Source organism: Flavobacterium panici, from assembly GCF_903819335.1.
GTDB lineage: Bacteria > Bacteroidota > Bacteroidia > Flavobacteriales > Flavobacteriaceae > Flavobacterium > Flavobacterium panici.
Window position 1 is genome coordinate 55,111 of sequence record NZ_CAIJDE010000047.1, and the last position, 24,736, is coordinate 79,846.

A 24,736-nucleotide genomic window follows, 5' to 3' on the forward strand; every position below is an offset into this window, starting at 1 on the left:
CTTTTGTTTTTATTATACTAATTCAAAGTCTAATTTCCTCACAATAAACTTCTTCTCTTTTAAACTTTATTATATATAATTATGTCGACATGATGTCTGACACTCTCAATAATTCTCTATCAATTTCAGATTTACCTTTAATTGCCTGCTCAAGCGGAGTTAAAATAACTTTATCTTCCTTAAGACCAACCATATAATTTGATTTTCCTTCAATTAAAGATTCTACTGCTTTTACACCAAGACGGCTTGCTAAAACACGGTCAAAACAAGATGGTGAACCACCACGCTGCATGTGCCCTAAAACAGAAACACGTACATCATATTCAGGTAAATTAGCTTCAACGTAATCTTTTAATTCGAATACGTTTTTACCAATTTTATCACCTTCGGCAATAACTACTATACTTGATGATTTTCCTGAAGCTTTACTTTTTTGAAGAGAGTCTAATAATCTGTCAAGACCTAAATCTTCTTCAGGAATAAGGATTTCTTCTGCACCTGCACCAATTCCGGCATTAAGTGCGATGTGACCTGCATCTCTACCCATAACCTCTACAAAGAATAAACGGTTATGTGAACTTGCAGTATCTCTAATTTTATCAATACAGTCAACAACAGTATTTAAAGCAGTATCATAACCCAGAGTAAAACTTGTACCATAAATATCATTATCGATTGTACCAGGAATTCCCATTACCGGGAAATTATATTCTGAGTTGAAAATTAAACCTCCAGTAAAACTTCCGTCGCCGCCAATAACTACTAAAGCATCAATTCCGGCTTTTAAAAGATTTTCGTGCGCTTTTTTTCTTCCTTCCGGTGTTCTAAAGTCAACAGAACGAGCTGATTTTAAGATCGTTCCTCCTTTATTTACAATATTATTCACGCTTCGAGGGCCCATTTCTTTAAAATCGCCTTCTATCATTCCTTGATACCCTCTATAAATTCCTATGCATTCTATATTATGATAAGCACATGTTCGAACAACAGATCGTATTGCAGCATTCATTCCTGGTGAGTCTCCTCCTGAGGTAAGAACACCTACTTTTTTTATTGTTTTTGACATTATTTAAGTATTAAAGTTGTAAATTTAGCAAACATTCAGCACTTTTCGGGTTCTGTTTATAATAAATTAGTAAAATATGTTAAATTCAAACGTTTTCGTTAATAAGTTTTTTGATACCAAAAATTTCATTTAAAATAATAAATACCCCATTTTTTAATTAATTCTTTAAAAATAACAATATCTAAATGAAGTGTTATAAAAATATAAAGAACAGCACTTTAGCAAAAAATTACTAAAAAACGCTAAAGTTAGTCATAAAAAAACCATTCGTTGCGGCGAATGGTTTTTTTATACTCTTTTTTAACAATGTGTTAGAAATCGTTGTCAGGAATCAGACCTTCATTATTGTTTTGAGGTTTTGGTTTACTTTCCTCTTCTTTTTCTTTTTCTGATTTCTTTTTATTCTTTTCAGCTTCTTTTTTATTGTTGTTGAAATTAACAAAATCCGGATTTAAATTAGAATCCTGAAAATCATCTGAATTTTTTATGGCTTTTTCGAGTTTATGGCTTTTGAATAGTTTATTGACCAGTTCGCTGAAAGTATCAAAATCGACTTCATACGAAATACCAACTCCCTGTGTATAACCAATTCCTTGTCCTATATAATTAATGTCATTTTCTTTATTAAACAAACGAAGGTTCATTGATCCGTCTTCGTTTACTCTATACAATATTTCAATATCTCCAACAATGGCAGATTCGTTTACTCCACCAACAGGAACACCAACTTTTCCGTTTATCGAAATTCGTTCGTTAATCTGCGATGAAATATTGGCTACAAACTGTCCGTCGGCTTCCTGCCCTATTCTTCTGTCTGCCGATATAAAATTCAAGTCTATATTAATAAGGTCATTATCTGATTTTATAATACCACCTAATAAACTTGCAGCCGTCTCAGCAAATGTTCCTGATAAATCGCTTTGATTAAATCCGTCCTGACTCATAAATGAACCAGTCGATAATAAATACAAAGCTTGCGTCTGGCGCACATCTTTATCATCTAACTTATATTGTATCTCCGATTTTAAAACGTTACTTACAGATGGAAACTGAATATCAAAATTAGGTTCAGGACTCGTTAAATCTCCTCTTAAACCAATTACAACTTCTACCGGAACTTTTTTATTGAAAGAGGAATTATCTAATAATACCGCTGGATTTGCTGATGTTTTGTAAACGGCTTCTAAATTCAGCTGGGCTTTCATTGGGTTTCCTTCCCAAATAATTGAACCCCCTTTTTTAACCGCAAACTTTTTATCAATTAAACCACCGTATTTAAAGTTATACGTTCCTTCGTATGCCTGGAAATCTCCCCACATATTAAATTTACCCAGCGTATTGATTTTAAATAATAATGATCCGTATCCTTTTCCTTTCATACCGTGACCGGAATTTCTGTCGAGAATTACTTCAACCTCCGCATCTGGCGTAATATCAAAATCAAACTCTAATTCAAGTCCGTTATAATTTCGGGTTTTCTCAACAATACCTTTAGATAAATTGTATTTCTCTTTTGGCGTTACAAAATGAATCCAGTTGCTTTCACTCGAATTTTGTACGTTACTAATCGGGATTTTAACCTCTGTTCCTTTTTCAGATTTGGCATCAACCTTAATAAATAAACTTTCTGTTGGGCCTTTTATACTCGCCGTTCCGTTTATAAATGCTGTTCCAAAATACGCCGCATCTTCGCTGTCCTTTGTATCAAGCGCCAATAATCGTTTTGAAGTTATGGTTAAATCTAATTTCCAGTCTCCAAAATTATGATGTTCAATTGTTCCGTTCAGCAATCCTTTTGTTCCAAATTTTGTATCGGTTAACTGATTGTTTCTAAACAGGAATTTTTCATCTGTTAAGTCAATAACCGTTCTGTCGCTCAATGCATAATCAACATTTAGGTACGGAATTGTCATTCCGGCTTTCTCCACATACAAACGTCCGTTGATTTCCGGTTTTTTCAAATTCCCCACAACAGCGGCATTTCCTGAAACAGAACCTCGTACATTTGATAATACATCTCCTCCAACGGTTCCTAAAGTTGCCAGATTAAATCCTTCGAGTTTTAAATTTAAATCTAAGAATGTCTCTTTATTTTCGACAGCAATAGTTCCGTTTGCCCTAAACGATTCGGCAAAACCATTTACAATCGAAGAATTTATAGTAAACTTTCTAAAACTCTGATCTCCGGAAATATCAAAATTCAAAGTTCCCAGATCGACTTTATTCAAATTAAGATGATCGACCACAATATTTGCCGTGGGCTGAAAAACATCTTTATTCTGCTTATAATTTATATTTCCGTTTAAGTTTCCGTTGAAAACAAACTTGGAGTTAAAAGGTGTAATCTTATTAATATCAACATCTTCAAAATTGAGGACAATATCTTTATAATCTTTTCCTTTAATGACTCCGTTTAAATCAATTTTCTGGTTTTCATGCGACAATACAATATTATCGATGGTGAAGTTTTTAAAATACTGATCAAAAACAATCTGATTGTCTTTTTTCGCATCTTCATTTAAATACCATAAATAGTCTTTAAACTTCATTTCAGATTTCTTGATGCCGACTATATTATTTTTGTTTTTATCAATGGTATGATACAAATCGAGATTGAAATAATCCTGACCTTTGTCGCCGCCTTTAAACTCAGAACGTACAAACAAAGTATCTTTTGATGTTACATTGATTAAATTGAAATCTCGTATTTTATAATATGGCGTTTTGATACTATCTAACTCAATAAAAGCATTATAAAGCGGGTTTTTATTGTCAATGCTGATTCTGATATTATCAAAAGTGTTTTTGGCCGCGCTGATTTGTTTTGATCGGAACCCGAATTTAAATTCCTGTAAATCTGAATCTATTTTTCCGCGAACTACTGTACTTGAATCAATTGTCATTTCAGGATACAGCATTTCGACAACCTTATTATATACATGAAAGTTGAAACGCAGAAACTGTCCTTTTTTAACTTTAAACGGTTTATAATTGGTATATAAACTTCCAACAGAATTCATTACCAGTTTATCCAATTGTGCAAATTGAAATTTACCTACAATTTTACCTTCAACAATATCCGATGAATTAATGGTTATGGTACGAAGTCTGTCTGCATCAAAATTGGAGCTTACCGTAACTTCATCAAAAGCATATGTTGCTTTTGGGTTTTGATATACGGCATCTTTAATATAAATATTTCCCTGAAGATTCTCGATCGAATTTCCGGTTAACTGAACAACAGCATCACCTTTAAAATTAGAAATAGAATCGTTGATGAATTTCAGTTTTCGCAAATCAGAGTTTTCGACATTGATATGAAAATCGTAACGGCTTTCTTTTTTACTTAAATCAACCAAACCATCAAATGTCAGGCTTAGATTTGGATCATTTACAGAGATTTGTCCTTTATAATAAGGAAGCTTGAAATTACCATTTACAACAATATTGCTGTATGTATATTTATTGTAATCTAATTTTGCAATGTCTCCTTTTACAATCGTGTTCAGATATTTTTCTGTAAAACCAACACCGTCAACATCAACATCTAAAGTTGTTCTTCCTATATCTTTTCGATCTAATAAAGCGCCGACATTAAAATTATCTAAAACTATATTTCCTGAATAAGAAGCTTTATCAATAAAATCCATATTATTCATATGGAGATTGACTTTACCGTTTCCTAAATCAGTTGCCATTTTAAAATCGGTTTCTAAATCTGTTGTCGAGACTTTTGCTTTTCCAACAATATTAAACTTCCCAATTTTTTTTAATTCTTTCGGCAGTTTTTTACCTAAAACACCCGGAAGCAAAACCACCAGATTATCATAACTTGAAATCAATTTATCGAACTTTCCGTCCATAGAAAACTTCTGTTCTTTTGTTCCCAAAAGATTTCTAAAATTGATTGTTCCAAAAATTTTCGAACCGTTTGTATCCGTAAGTCTAAGGTGATTTAAATTCAGGTTATTTAAAGTTCCTTTTATTTTAGTCCTAACTTTAAAATGCTGGTTTTTACCTAATCCGTCATAAAAATAACGAATGTCATTTGAAGCAATTGAAGACGAATCTAACGCTACATTAAACTGAACTTTATCTGTAAATTCAAGAAAATCGCCAGGTTTATAATTTAAAATTGCTTTTCCGTAAATTGAAGATCTTTTGGTTTTAATCGCTAAATTGTCGACCTGAATTCTTTTTTTGGTATAACTGAATTTCCCTGTAAAATTAGAAACATACAAACCGCGGTGGTCCTGAAATGAAAATCTGTGAATTATAGTCGTTACATCAGGTCCGTATAATTTAAAATCGCTGATATAAGCGTTTAGTTTTTTAAAATCTAAAAACTGAGGCGTTCTTTTATTTTCATCTACAACAGAAAAGTTTCCTTTTTCTATGTAAGCATTTTTGGCCGTAAAAAGAAAATGCTTGCCTGATTGTTTCTTTTCTTCTTTGGTTTCAAACAATTTAATAAACTTATTAATATTGTTTTCGTCTTCGTTTTTATAGGTTTTTATATTAAAAATCAAACCCGTTAAACGAAGATCGCCAAAAAGTAAATCGCCGTCGACAAGTCGTTTGATGCTTAAAATATCGGTAGAAATAATATCAGAATAAATCATCGTTTTTTTATGATGATCTAAAATCAGGACTTTTTTAAGTTTTACACCGCCAAAAATATTAATGGCCACTTTATCAACACTAATGTTGGTTTTAAAATCTGTATTTAAAGTTTCGGTAATATAGTCAGCAATTTTTGTCTGTACGACAGGCAGAGAAAGAGTGATAGCAAGTATCAGCAAAAGTAAAATTAAGCCAATCAGGGTTCTGGATACTATTTTCTTAACTCTTTTGATAACTGGTATTATTATAGATTTTGTTTTAATTTAATTTGAACAGACAAAGGGCAGCTGTTTTGATAAAAATTCTTTAATTTTGGGGCTCTGCTTCAAATCAAAGCAATTCAAAATTTGATTTGTCAAATATAATTCAAAATTCGTGCCTTTATATGCAAAATTCAGAGGTTTTTATTCTAGCCATCGAAAGTTCATGCGATGATACTGCTGCCGCAGTTTTACATAACGATAAAGTTCTCTCAAATGTTGTGGCTAATCAATTAATTCACAATCAATATGGCGGTGTGGTTCCTGAATTAGCTTCGAGAGCCCATCAGCAAAATATAGTTCCTGTTATCGACGCAGCACTTCGTAAAGCAAATGTACAAAAAGAACAGCTAACTGCCATTGCCTTTACACAAGGTCCGGGCTTAATGGGATCTTTGTTAGTAGGAAGTTCTTTCAGTAAATCATTATCATTAGCATTAAACATTCCGTTAATCGCTGTAAATCATATGCATGCTCATATTTTAGCTCATTTTATTGATGAAGAAGGCTATGATAAACCTGAGTTTCCTTTTTTGGCTTTAACGATAAGCGGCGGACATACGCAGATTGTAAAAGTGAACAGCTTTTTTGATATGGAAATTATTGGCGAAACCACTGATGACGCCGTTGGAGAAGCTTTTGACAAGAGTGCAAAAATTTTAGGACTTCCCTATCCGGGCGGGCCTTTGATCGATAAGTATGCCAAAGAAGGAAATCCGAAAGCTTTTACGTTTACAAAACCAAAAGTACCTGGATTAGATTTTAGTTTTTCGGGATTGAAAACAGCGATTCTATATTTTATACAAAAGAATAAACAGGAGAATCCAAATTTTGTGGATGAAAACCTTAACGATATTTGTGCTTCTATTCAGCATACGATTATCGAAATTTTGATGGATAAACTAAAACTGGCTGTCAAAGAAACCGGAATTAAGCAAATTGCGATTGGCGGCGGAGTTTCGGCAAATTCAGGAATCAGAACTACTTTGAAGGAAAGCGAAGCCAAATACGGCTGGAAAACTTTTATTCCGAAATTTGAATATACTACAGATAATGCCGCAATGATTGGAATTGTGGGTTATCAAAAATATTTATCAAGTCGTTTTGAAACTTCTGCGGTAGTTTCTAAAGCGCGAATTCAATTTTAATTATGCAGTTATTTTACAATCCGGATATTGACGAAACAACCGAAAGTTTTTCTTTTGATAAAGAAGAAAGCAAACACATTATAAAAGTTTTACGAAAAAAAGATTCAGATATTCTGCATGTTACAAACGGTTTCGGTTTATTGTTTGAAACTGAAATTACATTGGCTTCAGACAATAAATGTATTGTTGCCGTTCGTTCGATAACAAAATCTCCAGAACCAAAATTTCGTCTGCATTTAGCCGTTGCGCCAACCAAAATGAACGATCGTTTTGAATGGTTTTTAGAAAAAGCTACAGAAATTGGAATTCAGGAAATTACGCCCATAATCTGCGATCGTTCTGAAAGAAAAGTGATTAATTTAGAGCGTTTTGAAAAGATTATTTTATCGGCAATGAAACAATCCAATGAAATGTTTCTGCCAAAATTAAACGATGCTATTTCTTTTAAAGAATTCGTGAAACAAAAAAGCGAAGGTTTACAATTTATTGCACATTGCGAAGAAACCGACAAAAAATCTTTGAAGGAAACTTTAAAGCCAAATGAAGATGTTACTTTATTAATAGGCCCCGAAGGAGATTTCTCTGAAAAAGAAATAGCTTTGGCCATCGAAAATAAATATCAGCCGGTAACTTTAGGAAATACACGTTTGCGAACAGAAACGGCGGCGGTTGTGGCTTGCCATAGTGTTGTGTTTTTTAATGAAGTGCCTAATTAAAGATAATTTAAATTTGTCGTTTCAGAGATCAAATTAAACTCAATATTGTCATTTCGACGAAGGAGAAACCTCCTTAAGCAGCTCGACAAAGATTGATGAATTTCTATGAGGAGTTTCTTGCGGAGATTTCTCCTTCGTCGAAATGACAAAAAAACTCATAACAAAAAAGGAAACGACAAAAAAAAACATACAATTACATGAAAAAAATATTTTACCTGTTTTTACTTTTTTCAATCTCATCCTTTTCTCAGGAAATTGCTTTGCTTAAATACAGCGGCGGCGGCGATTGGTATGCAAACCCAACATCGTTGCCTAATTTAATTCGTTTTTGCAATTCTACTATAAATACCAGAATAAAAGCAAAACCATCGACAGTTGAGCCAAGTAATCCTGATTTACTTTCTTATCCGTTTGTACACATGACCGGACACGGAAATGTTGTTTTCAGCGATTCTGACATAACCAATCTTAGAAATTATTTATACGGAGGCGGTTTTCTTCATATTGATGATAATTACGGAATGGATCAATACATTCGAAAAGAAATCAAAAAAATATTCCCGAATAATAATTTAGTTGAAATTCCTGCAAATCACGCGATTTTTCAAAAACCATTTCCGTTCCCAAACGGATTACCAAAAATTCACGAACATGACGGAACCCGTCCGCAGGCGTTTGGAATTTTTGTAGAGAATAAATTGGTTTTATTATATACTTACGAATGCGATTTAGGTGACGGCTGGGAAGATCCAGAAGTACATAATGATCCGGCAAATGTTCGTGACAAGGCTTTAAAAATGGGCGCTAACATTATCAATTATATTTTTACCAATTAAACTTTTTAAAAGTGCAGCTTACTCACGAAGAAAATCAATTTGAGCGAAAAACATTTCCTATAACTCTGGTTTGCGATCATATTTATTTTCAGCAAAACATAGGTTCGCTTTTTAGAATTTCTGAGGCTTTTGGTGTCGAAAATATTATTTTTCTTGGAAAAGATATTCCGCTTACGCCGAGAAAAATCAACAAAACTTCCCGCAGTACACATCTTCATGTACCGCATCAAATTATAGAAGAAACTTCAGAATTAATTACTTATTTACAGCAAAACAATTTCGAAGTTATTGCGTTAGAAATTACAAGCAATAGCAAACCTCTAAGAGAAGTTGCGATTCCAAACAAAAAAACGGCACTTATAATTGGAAGTGAAATTGATGGCATTTCAGATGAACTTTTAAAAATCTGCGATCAAATTGTGCACATTAATATGTTTGGAAAAAATTCCAGTATGAATGTTGTGCAGGCTGCCAGTATTGCGTTATACGAAATCACTTCTTTATAGTCTTTAACATAAAAATGCACTTTTCTAAAAAACGTAGAAATACGTAGGAAAAACGTTAAAACTTAGATAAACGTTTTAGTAAAAGGTTAAATTTCAATATAATTATAGTTTTTTTACTCTTAAAATATTCATAAATAAGAATTTACATCATAAAAATAATTTTAACTTTTTTGTAGGAACTAGACTATACAAGGGATTGCGAAATTTCTCAAAAATAATTCCATATAAAAATTTGGCTACAAAATGATTTTGTTATAAAATTGCGATCTGGTTAACCAAAACTATTATTTTATAACAAAAAACCCCGTTATTATGAAAAAAGTTATTATTACTGCATTTACAGCACTAGTGCTGTTTTCTTGTCAAAACGATCAAACTGCTGACTCAAGCGGATCTGAAGCAGCTGCTGCAAAAGCAACTCTTCGCTCTTGTGCAACTCAGGATGTTTTAGAAGCTCAGTTAAAAGCTGATCCAACTTTAGCGATCAGAATGAACGAAATTGAAGCTTTTACAAACAAAACTTTACTTACAGGGAAACTTGTAAATGGTAAAATTCAAATTCCTGTTGTAGTAAACGTTTTGTACAGAACAACTGCAGAGAATATCTCAAATGCTCAAATTCAATCTCAAATTGATGTTCTAAACAAAGATTTCAACGCACAAAACTCTGATTATAACAGCGTACCGGCTCTTTTTGCAGGTGTTAAAGCTAATGTTGGAATTTCATTTGTTTTAGATCAGGTTATTAGAAAATCTACAACTAAAACTTCTTGGGGAACTAATGATGCCATGAAAAAAACGGCTCAGGGCGGTTTAGCGCCAACTTCTCCTACTACAAAGCTTAATTTATGGGCTTGTACTATTGGAGGCGGAATTTTAGGCTACGCACAATTTCCTGGAGGAGCTTCTTCTACAGATGGAGTTGTAATTGATTCTAAATATTTCGGATTGTCTGGTTCTGCAAATGCTCCTTATAACTTAGGAAGAACTGGTACTCACGAAGTTGGGCACTGGATGAACTTACGTCACATTTGGGGAGATGCAACTTGCGGAAGCGATTTAGTTTCAGATACACCTACTCACAACACTGCAAACTATGGTATTCCTGCTTATCCTCACTACAGTACTTGTTCTGGTACTCCGGTAGAAATGACAATGAACTACATGGATTACACTGATGATGCTGGAATGTATATGTTCTCTAACGGACAGAAAAACAGAATGGCTGCTATCTTCGTAAGTGGAGGTGCAAGATATTCTTTTGGACAGCCATAATTTTAGACAGTCTTAAAATACCTTATAAAGCGAGATGGAAACATCTCGCTTTTTTATTTTAAAGCGGGAATATTAAAAGGTTTTTCCTATTTTTATAGTCTAAAATTTAAATATGATAACATCAAAAACTATTTCTAACGGAATCTTGAGAGCATTAGCTACCATATTAATAATTGGTATTGTTTTATACTTTCTGTACGAAATACAAACTGTAATTGTTTACTTGTGTATTTCTTTGATATTATGCCTAATATCAAATCCGCTGGTTTTGTTTTTAAAGAATAAATTAAAATTCAAAGATTCGCTTGCCGCGACGACCGCCATTGTAATTTTTATTTTATTAATGGTTGGCTTTATCTTTTTGTTTGTTCCGTTAATTATTTCTCAGGCCAATAATTTATCGCTTTTAGATACGAATCAATTGCAGACACAATTTATGGAAACAGAGCAAAGTATTGAAACCTACTTTAATATCCAGCATTTTGATTTAAATAAAGTATTGAGAGATTCAAAAGTTACTTCGATGTTGAATTTCAGTTATTTTACCGGTTTTATCAATTCGATTTTGAACTTTATGGCTGATATGGGAATGGGATTAGTTTCGGTATTCTTCATTACTTTTTTCTTTATTAAAGATCAGGATGATTTTAAATCTACAGCCAGAAAATTACTCCCAGATTCAAATGAAGACAAAATCATAAATTCTATCACCAAGATAAATCATATGTTGACCCGCTATTTTATTGGGCTTTTGCTTCAATTAACGGTTGTATTTATTCTTTATCTGATTGTTTTGGTCATTTTTGGAAACAAAAATGCTTTTGTAATTGCGTTTTTATGTGCTGTTTTAAATATCATTCCATATATCGGGCCGATTATTGGAACTATTTTAGCTGCGCTTTTAACTATGATCAGCTTAATTGGTCAGGATTTTAGATCGGAAATTTTACCAACTACTATTTATGTTGTAATTGGATTTTTAGTGGTTCAGGCAATCGATAATAATATCAGCCAGCCTATAATTTCATCAAAAAGTGTAAATTCGCACCCGCTGGAAATATTCCTGATTACTTTAATTAGCGGCATTACCTTTGGAATTGTGGGAATGATTATCGCAGTTCCGCTTTTTACCATGATAAAAGTAATTTTAAAAGAATTTTTTCCGGATAACAAAATTATATCTGTTTTAACCGAAAGAATTTAGCTTTGAACACTTCTATTTTAAGTAAAAATATTCAAGATTTTATAACACTGAATAGCAGTGAATCCATTACAAAATTAGCGCTTCAAAAAAATCCTTTTCCTGAGGTGGATTGGATTTTAATTTTAAACCAAATTGAAGCGAAGTCAAAAGCAAAAGACAAATTACCAACCTGGTTTTCGACGGAAGATATTATTTATCCGAGTAAAATTTCTGTAGAGCAGACTTCTTCTGAAAAAACGGCGGCTTATAAAGCTTCTTTGATTTCGGGAGAAAGTTTAATTGATCTTACAGGAGGTTTTGGTGTTGATGATTATTATTTTTCCAAACAGTTTAAAACTATTGCACATTGCGAAATAAACGAAGATTTATCTGCAATTGTAAAACATAACTTCAAACAATTAGGTGTTGAAAACTGCAGTTTTTATGCCGAGGATTCTGCCAATGTTTTAAATAATTTAAACCAAAAATGGGATTGGATCTACATTGATCCTTCGAGAAGAAATGATGCAAAAGGCAAAGTTTTTATGCTTAAGGATTGTCTGCCAAATGTTCCCGAATCTTTAGATTTTTATTTTGAAAAGGCTGATTCTATTTTAATTAAAACCGCGCCTTTGTTAGATATTTCTGCTGGTTTATCTGAATTGAAATTTGTAAAAAACATTCATATTATCGCACTCGAAAATGAGGTTAAAGAATTGCTTTTTGAAATTCATAAAAACTATTTAGGCAATATAACTTTAAAAACGGCTAATATTTTAAAAGATAAAATAGAAACGTTTGAATTTGTTTTAGGCGATGATATTTCATTTCCAACTTATCATCTTCCACAAAAATATCTTTACGAAGCTAATTCTGCAATAATGAAATCAGGCGGATTTGATGAAGTAAGCACAATATTCCAAATCAATAAACTGCATAAACATTCCCATTTATATACTTCTGATGATTTAATTGATTTTCCGGGACGCCGTTTTGAGATTGAGAAAGTAATTTCATACAGCAAAAATGAGATGAAAACAGAGCTTTTAAATCAGCAGGCAAACGTTACAACCCGCAACTTTCCTGAAACTGTAGAAAACATTCGGAAGAAATGGAAAATAAAAAATGGAGGAAATATTTATTGTTTTTTTACAACAGATAAAAATGAAAGCAAAATAGTTTTAATTTGCAGAAAAATAATCTAAATCTAAAAATGAAACAACTAATTACTCTAACTCTTTTTTTATTAACCTTTACTGCATTTGCCCAAAAACCTTGTGAATACAGTGCCAATGTAACGGACTCGATTGGAACTTATAAAGTAACTAATGAATATTTGATTAGTGAGAAAAACTTTGGCGGTACTTTTAGTTATGTTTTCTTTTCGCTTGCGCAGACAGACGGTTTACCTACTTTAAATTTACAGCTTATTCAAAAAAGCAAAGACTTTATAAAAGCGAATTGTTTTGATAAAAATTCTAAAGTTTATTTACAATTAGAAAACGGAAAAATTGTTACGCTCCTTCATATTAATCAGGAAAACTGCGGAACTTTAATTCGCGACGACAAAGGTTTTGATAACCGTGTAAACACAGGGATTTTTATGTTTATGAAAGATAATTATGAAGACCTAAAAACTTCGCCTGTTTTGATTATGCGAATTAAATATCTTACGGATACAGAAGATTATATTGTAAAAAGAGAATTAGTTTCTGAAATGAATAAAAAAACGTATCAACCGAATACGTATTTCATGCAGAATATCAGATGCGTTGAGTAATTATTCGCAATTCCATTTTTGATTCGCAACAGGGTCTTTTAATCCTGTTTTTAAATTATAATGCCACCATTCTGAATCAAACGAATTGAAACCGTTCTGGATCATTATTTTTTTAAGAAATTTTCGGTTTGCTAAAACTTTTTTAGAAAATTTAGTGTAATTGTGACCGGCTTCGGGACCAAAAAAGTCAAAAGCGGTTCCCATTTCAATTTCTTTTCCGTTTGCATCTACTAACGAAATATCTACGGCTCCTCCTCTATTGTGGATGGAGCCTTTTTTTGGATCTGCCACATACTCCGGATTTGAGACAATCGCCCACATTTTCTGCTGAATCGATAAAGGTCTGTAACAATCGTACAGCTTTATTTTATACCCTTTTTTGATAAAATCTTTATTGGCCGCGACTAAAGCTTTTACGGTTTTTAATCGCAGGAAACATTCTGCACAATCATATACTTTTGCCTTCAGGAAATTATCTTCTGTGGCATATTTCATGTCATAAATAAAATCTTTGCTGTAATCTTTTAGGTTTACAAAACTTGTATCTTCAATGGTATGCTGCACTGGTTCTGCATACGATTCATTTTGTGCTTTCGCAGAAATTCCACAGCAAAAACATATTAAAAAAAATGAAGATTTGATAAAATGTAACATGAAGTTATAATTTGAGTCATTATTAAAGTAAATATATAAATTTATAATTAAATTCGTTTAACTAAAAAACTTACAAATGATGAATAATAAAGCATTGTTTTTATTTCTGAGTTTATTTTTTACAATCTGCGGACTTTCTGCCCAACAGACAAAAGCCTCAAAATTAGCAAGTAACGAAAGTGATTACGATATTCAGGACAGTGTTTCGATTACAACACGGGACGGTGCCATATTATCTGCAATGGTTGCCCGAAAAAAGAATGATACCGATCCAAAACCTGTAATTCTTCAATACACGATTTATGTTCGTGATAAAGGCAGAGATCTTAAAACCATAAAAGAATCTGTGGATAACGGTTATACAGGTGTAATTGTTTATTCTCGTGGAAAGCGTTTCAGCCCTAACGAAATTGATCCGTATGAAAATGAAGCTAACGATGCATATGACGCAATTGACTGGATCAGCAAACAAAAATGGTGTAACGGAAGCGTTGGAATGTATGGCGGAAGTTATAACGGTTTTACGCAATGGGCGGCTTGTAAAAAGATGCATCCGGCGCTTAAAACAATTGTTCCCTACGTTGCCAACAGACCCGGAATGGGATTGCCAATGGAAAACAATGTTTTTGTTAACCCAAACTACGAATGGGCGTTTTATGTGGGAAACAACAAATATCTTGATACGGTTACCAATAATAACAGGCCTCGTTTTAGAGGATTAAAGTTTAGATGGTGGGAAGCTGGCACAGCATATAAAACATTAGACAGTATTGACGGTGAGCCAAACCGATGGTTTCAAAAATGGATAAAACATCCTTCATTTGATGATTACTGGCAGAAAATGGCACCTTATAAAAATGATTTTTCGCAGATTAATATTCCGGTTTTAGCTTTTGATGGTTATTATAATGATTCTCAGAACTCTAGTTTATATTATTTGAAAGAGCTTCAAAAGTACAGTCCTAAAACGCCTTTTTATCTTGTAATTGGCCCTTATGGACATTTTGGAACTCAAATAGGCGGCGAAGCTATTTTAAATGATTACAAAGTCGACTCCAATGCATTAATCGATATTAAAAAAATTACGTATCAATGGTTTGATTTTATTTTGAAGAATGGCACTAAACCTGAAATTTTAAAAGATAAAATCAATTATGAAGTTATGGGCGCGAATGAATGGAAAAGTGCTCCGTCATTCGAAAAAATGCACAATAATTTCCTGACTTTTTATTTAACAGCAAATAAATCAGGAGATTTCCATTTAGCCGATTCTCAAAAGCCTAAGAAAAAAGAATTTCTATCGCAGGAAGTTGATTTCGCAGACCGACAAACGAGTAATAACAATTATTATCCAAGTCCGATTATTCAAAAAGAAGTCAGCAAATATGATGGATACTTTTTTATAAGCGAACCGCTAAAAGAAGCTTTAATTGTAAACGGATCATTTTTGGGAGAAATCAAATGCAGCATCAATAAAAAAGATATGGATCTGGGCGTAACACTTTATGAGGTTACGCCAAATGGCGAATATTTTCATTTATCCTATTACATTGGCCGCGCGAGTTATGCAAAAGATATTGAAAAAAGACAGCTTTTAGAACCTGATAAAATGCAAACGATTTCCTTCACCAATACTCATTTTGTGAGTAAACAACTAAGCAAAGGAAGCCGTTTATTGATTTCTGTTAACGTAAATAAAAATCCGTTTTCGCAGTTAAATTACGGAACCGGAAAAGAAGTAAGCGATGAAACGATTCTGGATGCAAAAGTGCCTTTGCAGATAAAATGGTATAATGATAGTTTTGTAAAAATTCCGGTCTTGAAATAACATTGTTTAGTTGTATTTATGCTCATTTAGATTCTTAACTTAGTCAAATAAAAACAATTCTTTTTTCTAAAATCTGCCAAAATTAAAATATGCAAAAACGAGAAACCAGCAGTGAATTTTATCTTGAAAAACTTGTTTACTTTCAAAAAATTGAAAAAAGTATTGCTGCTCATTTAAACCTTTCAGAATTAAAAAATGGCATTCAGATTATTCGAAATGAAGAAGGAGTTCGTGAAAATGAAGTTGAGATAGACTACATTTGGATTGTGAATATAGCACGCTCATTTGTTGGCTGGGGAAACTTATTTGGAATAAAATTTAAAGAAAACAAATTCAGGGAATATTCAAATCCTGAAAAGCTAGTACAAGGATTTCTTGTTAGTAACAGTCAGGGGCGTGAAGATTTTTTTAGTCTGGAATTATCCGATCCTTCTCATGATATTATCAAATCCTTCAACTTTAATTTAGCTGAAGTCAATAATGGTACATTTCTACACGGAACACAATATGAAATTAGAATAATTGCCTATAACATAGACACATTTATAAATGTTAGAAATCCAAATACTCCTGAATGGAAAGAATGGGAAACTAAATTTTGGACATTAGGTAAACAATTGGCAATTGAATCTAACAATATCGATATGAAACATATATTTGAATTAATTTAATACTTGACCACTTTCTACAACACAATAGACCAATCATTCTTTTTTTAAGGCATACCAGCCAAAGGCACGTAATCTTACTTTAAAAAAGGAATCCGGCAGGATTTGATCAAGCTTTTTCCATGCAGTTTCTACAAGTTCATCTGCTTCTTGCCTGCACGCTTCAATGGCTCCGCAATTTTGCAATAAATGAATTACAGATGCAATTACTGCCCTATCCGTTGGCAGTGTCTGAATGGTTTCCCATACATATTCGCGTTGATTTAAAGGCATTAATCCCATTGATTTTGCCACTGGCATGGTTATTTTTCCTGCTGTAATATCTTCTCCTTTATCTTTAAGATTATTTTCATATCCTTCAAGATTCAGTACATCATCCATTATTTGGTAAGCAACACCAATTGCTTCTAAAAAACTGCTGAGTGCTTCTATTTCTTCTGGTTTTCCACCTCCTATTAATCCTCCCAGTTTGGCTAATGTACAGGCGGGCGTTGCCGTTTTTAATCTGTGTATAGTATAAATTCTATTCTCAAGTGTTGAACTATTCCCTTTGTTTACAGTCTCTGGCATAAGATCATGAAGCCCGCTGATATCCATTGCCTGTCCTGCATGTGCCGCACGCATCATTTCAAAATACAATTCATAAACTTTTATCCTAATATTGTCAGGAAGTTTAGGTTCATGCATAAATAATTCTGAAATAAAATAACTTGCATTACCTGCATTAATTGCCAGTGCCTCTCCATAAAGATGATGCAAAGCAGTGCCTCCTCTGCGTGTGTCTGATCTGTCTTGTACATCATCTACAATTAGTGATCCTGTATGTATCAATTCCGGCATTGCCAGCCAGTCCATAAACGGATTAGAATTTCCACCTACACTATCGATACAGGCTAAAAACACATACGACCGCCAGGCTTTTTTACTACGGTCTACAATTTCCCTGATAGGTTTTATTACTGATGAAACATATTGCTCTTTATCGGCAGTACTCAAAAAAGAAACACCAAGAGGACTATTAATCAACTTGTGAAACTGTTCATCACTAGGATCTAAGGGCATTAAAGATTCTACCGATTTCTGAGTAGTATCCCCTACTGCTTTTAAAAAACTTTCGATGTTTGTTTTGGTACTAAATCCGTTTCTTTCGATATAACCCTGACCTAAAACTTCTGTATCCATAAATTTTCCTTCGGCACTTATACTTCCTTCCCAAAATGCGGGCGCAGAGAGAATAGTAATAAATTCCTGTTCGGGAAAATCTGCAGTTATAGAAAGAAAAATATTAAGCTGTGGTATTTCTATTTTCCAGGAAACAGGATAGGATATAAAAGTTCGGGCACTTGTCCAATACTTTTCAGGTATAAATGAATACTGTTCTGCGTTTGTTCTTTTGCCATCAGGATCTATGATAATTATATTGCCTCCGGCGTGTTCCCCATTTTTTGTGTTGTCAAAAAGATCATAACCAGATAACTGATACCCATTATCTAACTGAAGTGCAATCCAGTTCCAGTCCATTTCATGCTTAAATTCAAATGTTGAAGTTTCATCCGCCGGTCTGCTAAATTCATGATCGTACCAGCCGCTTCCTTCTACTTCATAAACCGTATTACCAATTTGAATTTCTCCACTTACTTCGCACTTTGGAATAAAATAATAGAACATTTCTTCTTTCCTTATTCCGCTTATAACTCCATCATCTCCATGTCGAACCGGTTTTGTTAAGGGAATAAATGAAAGTTTACACACAATTTCATTTAAAGGATTTTCAAGCTTTAAATGATAATTGCCTTGTTCGTCTTTTTTAAAGGAGTTTTCGTCATATTCAAGAGAAAGATTATTTATACCAATATTTGCAGGCTGTTTAAGAAGTCTGTCCGGCAGCGGCGTATTTCCTTTTTCATATACTTCTTTTAGTGCACGTCGAATCCATCTGCTTCCTTCATTTTTTTCTTCGGCCTTTTTGATCGTTTTTAATGCTTGCGCAGGTGTAGTTGGATCTAAAAGAGAATCCATGTAATATTTCTCTTCATTTTTATCTGACAATGACCAGATTACAGAATGGGTATAGTTTAGGTTTCCTGTAGTTTCATCTTTTACTGCCACTCTAAAAAAAGACGAAAATAAAGATATTTGTTTACCATCTTTAGAAGTCAGATGGCAATTTTGATACCACCATTCAATCAGTGATTCATGGTGCGGGAGATCATGAACGCTTAAATCTATTGGTCCGTCAGCAGGCCACGTCGAAGGGTAATGATAAACTATTTCTTCAAGATTTGTTTGTTGTGCATAGGTTTCTTTTTTCATTGTGTTAGATTATTAGTTATTAAAAACAATATTCTATCCCGCTTTTCGAATTCTTATCGATAACGAAAACAGTATTGAAATGAATGCTGTACCACAACTCAAAACAGGCAACGCTACTTACTTTTACTAAGCTGCAATAAAAAACCAACGCTATTTTATTAAAGCGTGATTTTGTAAGAATAAAGTTAATGTATTTAAATTGATTTTACACCCGTAGATTTACGTGTATTTTACTGAATAACAGAAAATTAACAACAAACAAATATAAATCAATTGATTATTGATTTCTGTAAGTAAGAAGTAATCAAAACTTTAAATCTCTCCCGTAATTAAAATATTTTCATTAACACCCTTATTTTTCAGCATCCTGAAGTGCGAGCGCACGGCATGATAAAAAGGATACGAAGTATACGGAAGATTATATTCTTCGGCATATTTTATTATTATTGGCGTAATGTAGGGATAATACGTATGTCCAACACCCGGAAAAAGATGATGCGCTACATGATGTGTAAATCCTCCGTATAAAAAATTAGCCAGTTTACTGTTAGTGCTAAAATCTTTTGTAACAATCATTTGATGTAAAGCCCAGGTAGCAGATAAATTTCCATCTTCATCTGTTGCGGGAAAATTGGCGTCTTCATCAACATGTGTAGAAACTAGTGCTACAACTCCCAAAACGCTTCCGAATAAATGCATGGAAAACCAACCTGCCAAAACTAAATACCAAGGCTGATTGAGCAAAATCATAGGAACAAAAAGAATATAAAACAGGTTTAAAATTTTTGCTGCAAATAATATAAAGATCTGCTTTCGCGGAATGGTGTCTACAATCTTTTTGACGTAATTGTTTTTCTTTCCAAAAAAATCTTTAAAATCCCGAATATAAATCCAGTTTAAACTGTAAAGCGGATAAATAAACCACATATAAATGTGCTGGTATTTATGATATTTAAGCACCGGACTGTTTGGAAAAATCCTGATAATATCACTTTGTTTGATATCAATATCCCAATCGGGAACGTTTGGATAAGCATGATGCAGATTGATATGGCGACGCATCCAGAGCCAGTGATTGCTGCCGAAAAGTTCTAAAACATACAAGAACCATTCGTTGTGTTTTGCTTTTTTAAATAACGCTCCGTGTGCAGCATCATGAAAGGCATTTATAAAAAGCACAATCATGGTAAAACCACACAAAATGTAAAAAAGGAAAAGTAAAGGTGTGCTGTTTCCAAAAAATAAAATACAGCCATAAAATAAAAAAAACAAAACCAAAAGACCTAAAGACTTTATAACATTTAAAAGGTACAATGATGAATTTTGCAATACCGTTTCGGTGACTTCGTTGCGCATTTTTCTAAAAAAATCATCAGTACCAGCTCTAAGATAAACCGGGCGTTTTAATTTTTCCATAATCACTATTGCTAGAAATTGTCATATCAAATTTAATAAAAAAAAGTTAAAACACACGAATTCAAAACATTACAAACAAAATAAATTATTAAAACTTCTCAAGAGAAATTGTTTCTTACTTTTTTGTTTTGCCATAAAAAGCACATCAAATACACATCACTTTTATCTTGATTTTACTTATAATCGCAGTAAAAATAAGTTCCTCAAATTATTCTTGATTTTTTAATGAAATTTAGGCGAATAGAAAAGTAGTATAAACTTTCACTTTTTTGTATTTTGCTTTATAAAAAATAAACTATGCTAAAACTCCGTCAACAACTAAGATATCTCATAATAGTGCTGTTTCTTTCTGTAATGGCATATAGTAATACCAGAATTTATGTAAATCAGGTTGGTTTTGATCCCAAAAGCCCCAAAATAGCCATTATAGCATATCCCAGTAATCTTAGTGAAAATGCATCTTTTGATGTTGTTGATACTAAAACTCATAAAACCGTATTTACTGCATTAATTGGGAAACCACAAGATGTGGACGACTGGAAGCTTGGTGAAAAATTTTATAAAGCTGATTTCTCTTCTTTTCAAAAACCCGGAACGTATAAAATTACTTTTAAAGTTGCAGATCAAATTTATACTTCGGCGAGTTTTTCTATAGAAGAAAATATATTGGCAAAACGAGTTATTTCTTCAATTGTACATTATTACAATAAACAAAGAGCCAATACGCCCGAAGAACTGGAAGCTGACAAAAACATGCTTTTATACGGCAGTACTAAAAAAGTAGATGTTCATGGCGGATGGTGTGATGCATCTGGCGATGTGAGTAAATATTTTTCACATTTGGCTTATGCTAATTTTGTTTCTCCGCAGCAGACGCCTTTGGTAACGTGGTCGCTTATTAATACCTCAGAAAGAATTCCGAAACAGTTGACACAATGGAAAATAAAAGATTCCCTAGATAACGAAGCGATTTGGGGAGCAGATTATATGATGCGCTGTTTATCAAATGAGGATTATTTTTATATGATCGTTTTCAGCTATTTTGATAAAAATCCTGCTGCCAGAAGAATTGTTGGGCTTAAAGCCAATAGTGTAACAACAGACGAATATCAAAGTGCTTTTCGCGAAGGCGCAGGAATGGCAATTGCTTCATTAGCCAGAATTTCACAATGGAAGAAAAACGGTGATTTTACCTCTCAGCAATATTTAGATGGAGCTAAACGTGCTTATGCGCATCTTTTAGTAAACAATACTAAATATGATGATGACGGAAAAGAAAATATCATTGATGATTATTGCGCTTTAATGGCGGCAACGGAATTATGGAGTGCGACCAATGATAATTTCTATAAAGATGAAGCCAGAAAATGGGCGCGCAATCTTGAAAACCGAATGACAGATCAAGGCTGGTTTAGAAGTAATGACGGAAACCGTCCGTTTTGGCATGCTGCAGATGCAGGTTTACCAATAGTTTCTTTGACAAGATATTTGAAAAAAGAAAATGACAGCAACGAAATAAAGAAGGCTAAAAATGTGATCAAAAAGGCTTTAGAATATAATTTAGCCGTTACCAATAATGTAGAAAATCCGTTTGGTTATGCACGCCAGAGTTTCTTGTTTAATGGTAAAGTTCAAGATGGCTTTTTTATTCCGCATGATAATGAAACCGGCTGGTGGTGGCAAGGAGAAAATGCCCGATTAGCTTCGCTGGCAACAGCCGCAATTGAAGGTGGAAAAATAGTTGCTGTAAAAAATAATGGTGCAGAGAAAAAACCGCTTGATTTATATGCTTCTCAGCAATTATCATGGATATTAGGCTGCAATCCTTATTCGGTATGTTTTTTATATGGATTTGGAGAAGAAAATGTCCCGTACATGCATTCTAATTACGGGCACGGTTCTGAAAAAGGCGGAATTTCTAACGGAATTACGGGCAAAGAAGGAAATCCAGACGGCTCCGGAATTGATTTTAAAATGGATGTTGACGGCAATGACGAATGGCGCTGGACAGAACAATGGATTCCGCATTCAGCTTGGTTTTTACAGGCTATTACAGCTTTGGCAGACAAATAAAATTCAGATAAAAAACTTCAATTATTAGATGAAAAATTTTCTAATCCTATTCCTGACAATCTTCGTTTTTCAGGTAGATTGTACCGCTCAGAAATCAAAAAAAGCAAAGTTTAAAGCTTTGGTTTTGTATGAAAACGGCGGACATCATTTAGCCTTTTCCCAAGCCGCAAAACCGTGGCTGAACAAACTGGCAATTGACAGCAGTTTTACTATTGATTATATTGAAAATACTGCCAAAATTAATGATGCTTTTTTAAAACAATATAAGGTTTTTATTCAGTTGGATTATCCTCCATATACCTGGAGCGAGGAATCTATGAAAGCATTTGAGAAATATATGAACGACGGAAAAGGCGGATGGGTTGGTTTACATCACGCTACTTTATTGGGCGAATTTGACGGTTACCCAATGTGGAAATGGTTTTCTGATTTTATGGGAGGAATACGTTTTGAAAATTACATTGCCACTTTTGCAAATGCGAAAGTGAATATTGAAGATAAATTGCATCCGATAACCAAAGGAATTTCACCTGAATTCTTGATCAAAAAAGAAGAATGGTATACTTACAATAAAAGTCCGCGAGCGAATGTTCACGTATTAGCTTCGGTAGATGAAACTACTTACGAACCTAATTCAAATATAAAAATGGGCGATCATCCGGTTGTGTGGACAAACGATCATTTTAAATCCAGAAACGTTTATATTTTCATGGGACATTCTCCTGAATTGTTTGATAATGAAGCTTACACTACACTTTTAAGAAATTCCATTTTTTGGGCAGCTAGTAAAAAATGATTTTTCTGCTTAAAAAATTCCCATATTTTCAGGTTTAATCGTAAATCCTAAACGCACCATACTTTTGTGTTCCTGATAATCGATTAAACTTTCGGTATAACCCACAAACCATTGCAACGTGAGATAATAATTTTCATGTTTAAAAGGTTTCCAGTTTACCTGTGTCTGCAAAGAGCCGTAATTGATAAGACCGCTTCCTTTTCTAAAAAGAATATCGGCACTCCAGCGTCCGGGTTGTATTTGATACGTTGCGCTGGCTTCGCCGTAACCCACATATTTCGTCAGTTCAGGATTATCATCTTTATCAACAAGCGGAATCCATCCTCTGATTCCCACAGTCCATCGTGGAGAAACCTGCGATTTTAAGGAAAAAGCAAGCATATTCCATGTTCTGGAATAAATAGAATCTCTTCCGTTTGATTCGTGTTCTAAGGAAATTGTTCCGTAAGTAAGCCTTCCTCCTTTTAAATAAAACGGACGTACAACGGCAAAACCGGGATTAAAATTGATTTCAGAAAATGGTTTTGAATTGGCGTAAATGTCCCAAAACGCTTTTTGAGTATACATTAAATAAGGAAAAAAACCACCCACCCACGGTTTTGAAGTTAATCGCAGTTTAAAACTGATCTGGTATTTTACGTCGGCAGAATTGCGGGTAATGGCTTCATTTACGGGCACTCCGGTTAAAAAATAATTATCTCTGTGAACAGAAAAACTGGATTCTTTTAACAGTGAATCTGCGGCGCGGAAATTCTTTTTTTCTTCTACAATTTGTGAATTTGCATTAATTGAAAACAAAACGATACAAGTCAATAGGTATTTAAAGTACATTCTTATAATTTAAGTTGAGGCGTATTTTTAATAATTAAATGTACTCTGTCTCGGTTAATGGTATTAACGCAATAAAAACAAGAGTTAACCCAATAAACTTAATCATAGAAATATCCCGCATAAAATCTCTTTTATGACTGATAATTCCCGTTTGGTGTCATTTTTTCCTAATGCCTTTTCTATCTCGAGTAATTTCGGCTTCAATCACCTCAATTACCCGCGATGCTGAAAACGGGAACAAAGAGTAAGCAAAATCCAAAAAACAGAATCTATTATGCAAACCGTGAATCCATTAACCATGTATGTTCCTATTTATCAAACTGATGAAGCACAGGCAACAGCTCAGACAGCTTATGAAAATTTTAATAATCCTATAACAAAAGCTTCTCTGGATAAAATGGCGATTGTGCATTATGCACGAATTGCCCTTGTACCTAATACTGACGGAAAAGGTATTGCGGGAATTTTAATTATTACAGAATTTGACGGAAATATGAATTCTTACTTAGAAGCATTTTTTAATAATTCGACTACTATTAGAGCCGCATTTATTTTAGTTATTACCTTATGGGCAAACAAACCGGCAGATTTCCCAACTAACCCGGACGATATTACATATACGATTTTCTCTAATTTTATTAATGAACGTAATCTTAGCCAGTCTCAGGATCTTTATTATGCTTATCCACAATCTGTAAAGCAAATTGTAGCTAAGTTTTCTAAATAATAAATAAGAAAAAGTATTCATAATTACAGCTGTATCA

The 24,736-nt window shown here is 33.4% G+C and carries 19 protein-coding genes; 13 read left to right on the forward strand and 6 right to left on the reverse strand.

Annotated elements, in window-relative coordinates; genetic code table 11:
* Positions 1-79: 79 nt before the first annotated feature.
* Together pfkA and FLAPXU55_RS14770 are read right to left on the reverse strand one after the other, a co-directional pair.
* The gene (gene pfkA, locus FLAPXU55_RS14765) at positions 80-1,066 is read right to left on the reverse strand and encodes a 6-phosphofructokinase (protein ID WP_053470187.1); all 987 of its coding nucleotides are present in this window, start codon (positions 1,064-1,066) and stop codon (positions 80-82) included.
* Positions 1,067-1,377: 311 nt separating this feature from the next.
* Complete coding sequence (locus FLAPXU55_RS14770; protein WP_180858676.1) at positions 1,378-5,868, reverse strand: translocation/assembly module TamB domain-containing protein; 4,491 nt, start codon at positions 5,866-5,868, stop codon at positions 1,378-1,380.
* A gap of 206 nt (positions 5,869-6,074) precedes the next feature.
* Here FLAPXU55_RS14770 and tsaD point away from each other — a divergent pair, with 206 nt between their 5' ends.
* From tsaD to FLAPXU55_RS14810, 8 genes are all read left to right on the forward strand, one after another.
* Complete coding sequence (gene tsaD / locus FLAPXU55_RS14775) at positions 6,075-7,097, forward strand: tRNA (adenosine(37)-N6)-threonylcarbamoyltransferase complex transferase subunit TsaD (protein ID WP_180858678.1); 1,023 nt, start codon at positions 6,075-6,077, stop codon at positions 7,095-7,097.
* Positions 7,098-7,099: 2 nt separating this feature from the next.
* The gene (locus FLAPXU55_RS14780; RefSeq protein ID WP_180858680.1) at positions 7,100-7,813 is read left to right on the forward strand and encodes a 16S rRNA (uracil(1498)-N(3))-methyltransferase; all 714 of its coding nucleotides are present in this window, start codon (positions 7,100-7,102) and stop codon (positions 7,811-7,813) included.
* Between the two features lie 197 nt (positions 7,814-8,010).
* Positions 8,011-8,649, forward strand: coding sequence for a DUF4159 domain-containing protein (locus FLAPXU55_RS14785; RefSeq protein WP_180858682.1), 639 nt, complete (start codon positions 8,011-8,013; stop codon positions 8,647-8,649).
* 11 nt (positions 8,650-8,660) lie between these two features.
* Positions 8,661-9,155 (forward strand): TrmH family RNA methyltransferase, encoded by a 495-nt coding sequence (locus FLAPXU55_RS14790; RefSeq protein WP_180858684.1) that lies wholly within the window; start codon positions 8,661-8,663, stop codon positions 9,153-9,155.
* A 312-nt stretch (positions 9,156-9,467) separates the two neighbouring features.
* The gene (locus tag FLAPXU55_RS14795) at positions 9,468-10,430 is read left to right on the forward strand and encodes a zinc metalloprotease (RefSeq protein ID WP_180858686.1); all 963 of its coding nucleotides are present in this window, start codon (positions 9,468-9,470) and stop codon (positions 10,428-10,430) included.
* 112 nt (positions 10,431-10,542) lie between these two features.
* Entirely contained in the window at positions 10,543-11,634 is a 1,092-nt protein-coding gene (locus tag FLAPXU55_RS14800; protein ID WP_180858689.1) for an AI-2E family transporter, read from the forward strand.
* A gap of 2 nt (positions 11,635-11,636) precedes the next feature.
* Positions 11,637-12,818 carry a THUMP-like domain-containing protein gene (locus FLAPXU55_RS14805; RefSeq protein ID WP_180858691.1) on the forward strand — a complete coding sequence of 394 codons (1,182 nt, stop codon included), beginning with the start codon at positions 11,637-11,639 and terminating at the stop codon, positions 12,816-12,818.
* Between the two features lie 8 nt (positions 12,819-12,826).
* Positions 12,827-13,393, forward strand: coding sequence for a hypothetical protein (locus FLAPXU55_RS14810; protein ID WP_180858693.1), 567 nt, complete (start codon positions 12,827-12,829; stop codon positions 13,391-13,393).
* Here FLAPXU55_RS14810 and FLAPXU55_RS14815 read toward each other — a convergent pair whose 3' ends face one another.
* On the reverse strand, positions 13,394-14,047 hold the full coding sequence (locus FLAPXU55_RS14815; RefSeq protein ID WP_053470196.1) for a M15 family metallopeptidase: 654 nt from the start codon (positions 14,045-14,047) through the stop codon (positions 13,394-13,396).
* Positions 14,048-14,123: 76 nt separating this feature from the next.
* On the opposite strand from FLAPXU55_RS14815, the gene FLAPXU55_RS14820 reads away from it, so the two are divergent.
* Together FLAPXU55_RS14820 and FLAPXU55_RS14825 are read left to right on the forward strand one after the other, a co-directional pair.
* Entirely contained in the window at positions 14,124-15,875 is a 1,752-nt protein-coding gene (locus FLAPXU55_RS14820) for a CocE/NonD family hydrolase (protein ID WP_235992058.1), read from the forward strand.
* Positions 15,876-15,964: 89 nt separating this feature from the next.
* Positions 15,965-16,546, forward strand: coding sequence for a hypothetical protein (locus tag FLAPXU55_RS14825; RefSeq protein WP_180858695.1), 582 nt, complete (start codon positions 15,965-15,967; stop codon positions 16,544-16,546).
* A gap of 33 nt (positions 16,547-16,579) precedes the next feature.
* Here the strand turns inward: FLAPXU55_RS14825 and FLAPXU55_RS14830 are convergent, their stop codons facing one another.
* Positions 16,580-18,856, reverse strand: a complete 2,277-nt coding sequence (locus FLAPXU55_RS14830) for a polyprenyl synthetase family protein (protein ID WP_180858697.1) — start codon at positions 18,854-18,856, stop codon at positions 16,580-16,582.
* 312 nt (positions 18,857-19,168) lie between these two features.
* A complete protein-coding gene (locus FLAPXU55_RS14835) occupies positions 19,169-20,272 on the reverse strand; it encodes a fatty acid desaturase family protein (protein ID WP_180858699.1) in 1,104 nt (367 codons plus the stop codon).
* Positions 20,273-20,569: 297 nt separating this feature from the next.
* Here FLAPXU55_RS14835 and FLAPXU55_RS14840 point away from each other — a divergent pair, with 297 nt between their 5' ends.
* Complete coding sequence (locus FLAPXU55_RS14840; protein WP_180858701.1) at positions 20,570-22,345, forward strand: glycoside hydrolase family 9 protein; 1,776 nt, start codon at positions 20,570-20,572, stop codon at positions 22,343-22,345.
* A 28-nt stretch (positions 22,346-22,373) separates the two neighbouring features.
* On the forward strand, positions 22,374-23,141 hold the full coding sequence (locus FLAPXU55_RS14845; RefSeq protein WP_180858703.1) for a ThuA domain-containing protein: 768 nt from the start codon (positions 22,374-22,376) through the stop codon (positions 23,139-23,141).
* 9 nt (positions 23,142-23,150) lie between these two features.
* Here the strand turns inward: FLAPXU55_RS14845 and FLAPXU55_RS14850 are convergent, their stop codons facing one another.
* Positions 23,151-23,972, reverse strand: a complete 822-nt coding sequence (locus FLAPXU55_RS14850) for a phospholipase A (protein WP_180858705.1) — start codon at positions 23,970-23,972, stop codon at positions 23,151-23,153.
* Positions 23,973-24,246: 274 nt separating this feature from the next.
* Between FLAPXU55_RS14850 and FLAPXU55_RS14855 the strand changes: the two genes are divergently transcribed.
* Positions 24,247-24,699, forward strand: coding sequence for a hypothetical protein (locus FLAPXU55_RS14855; protein WP_123924567.1), 453 nt, complete (start codon positions 24,247-24,249; stop codon positions 24,697-24,699).
* Positions 24,700-24,736 lie beyond the last annotated feature (37 nt).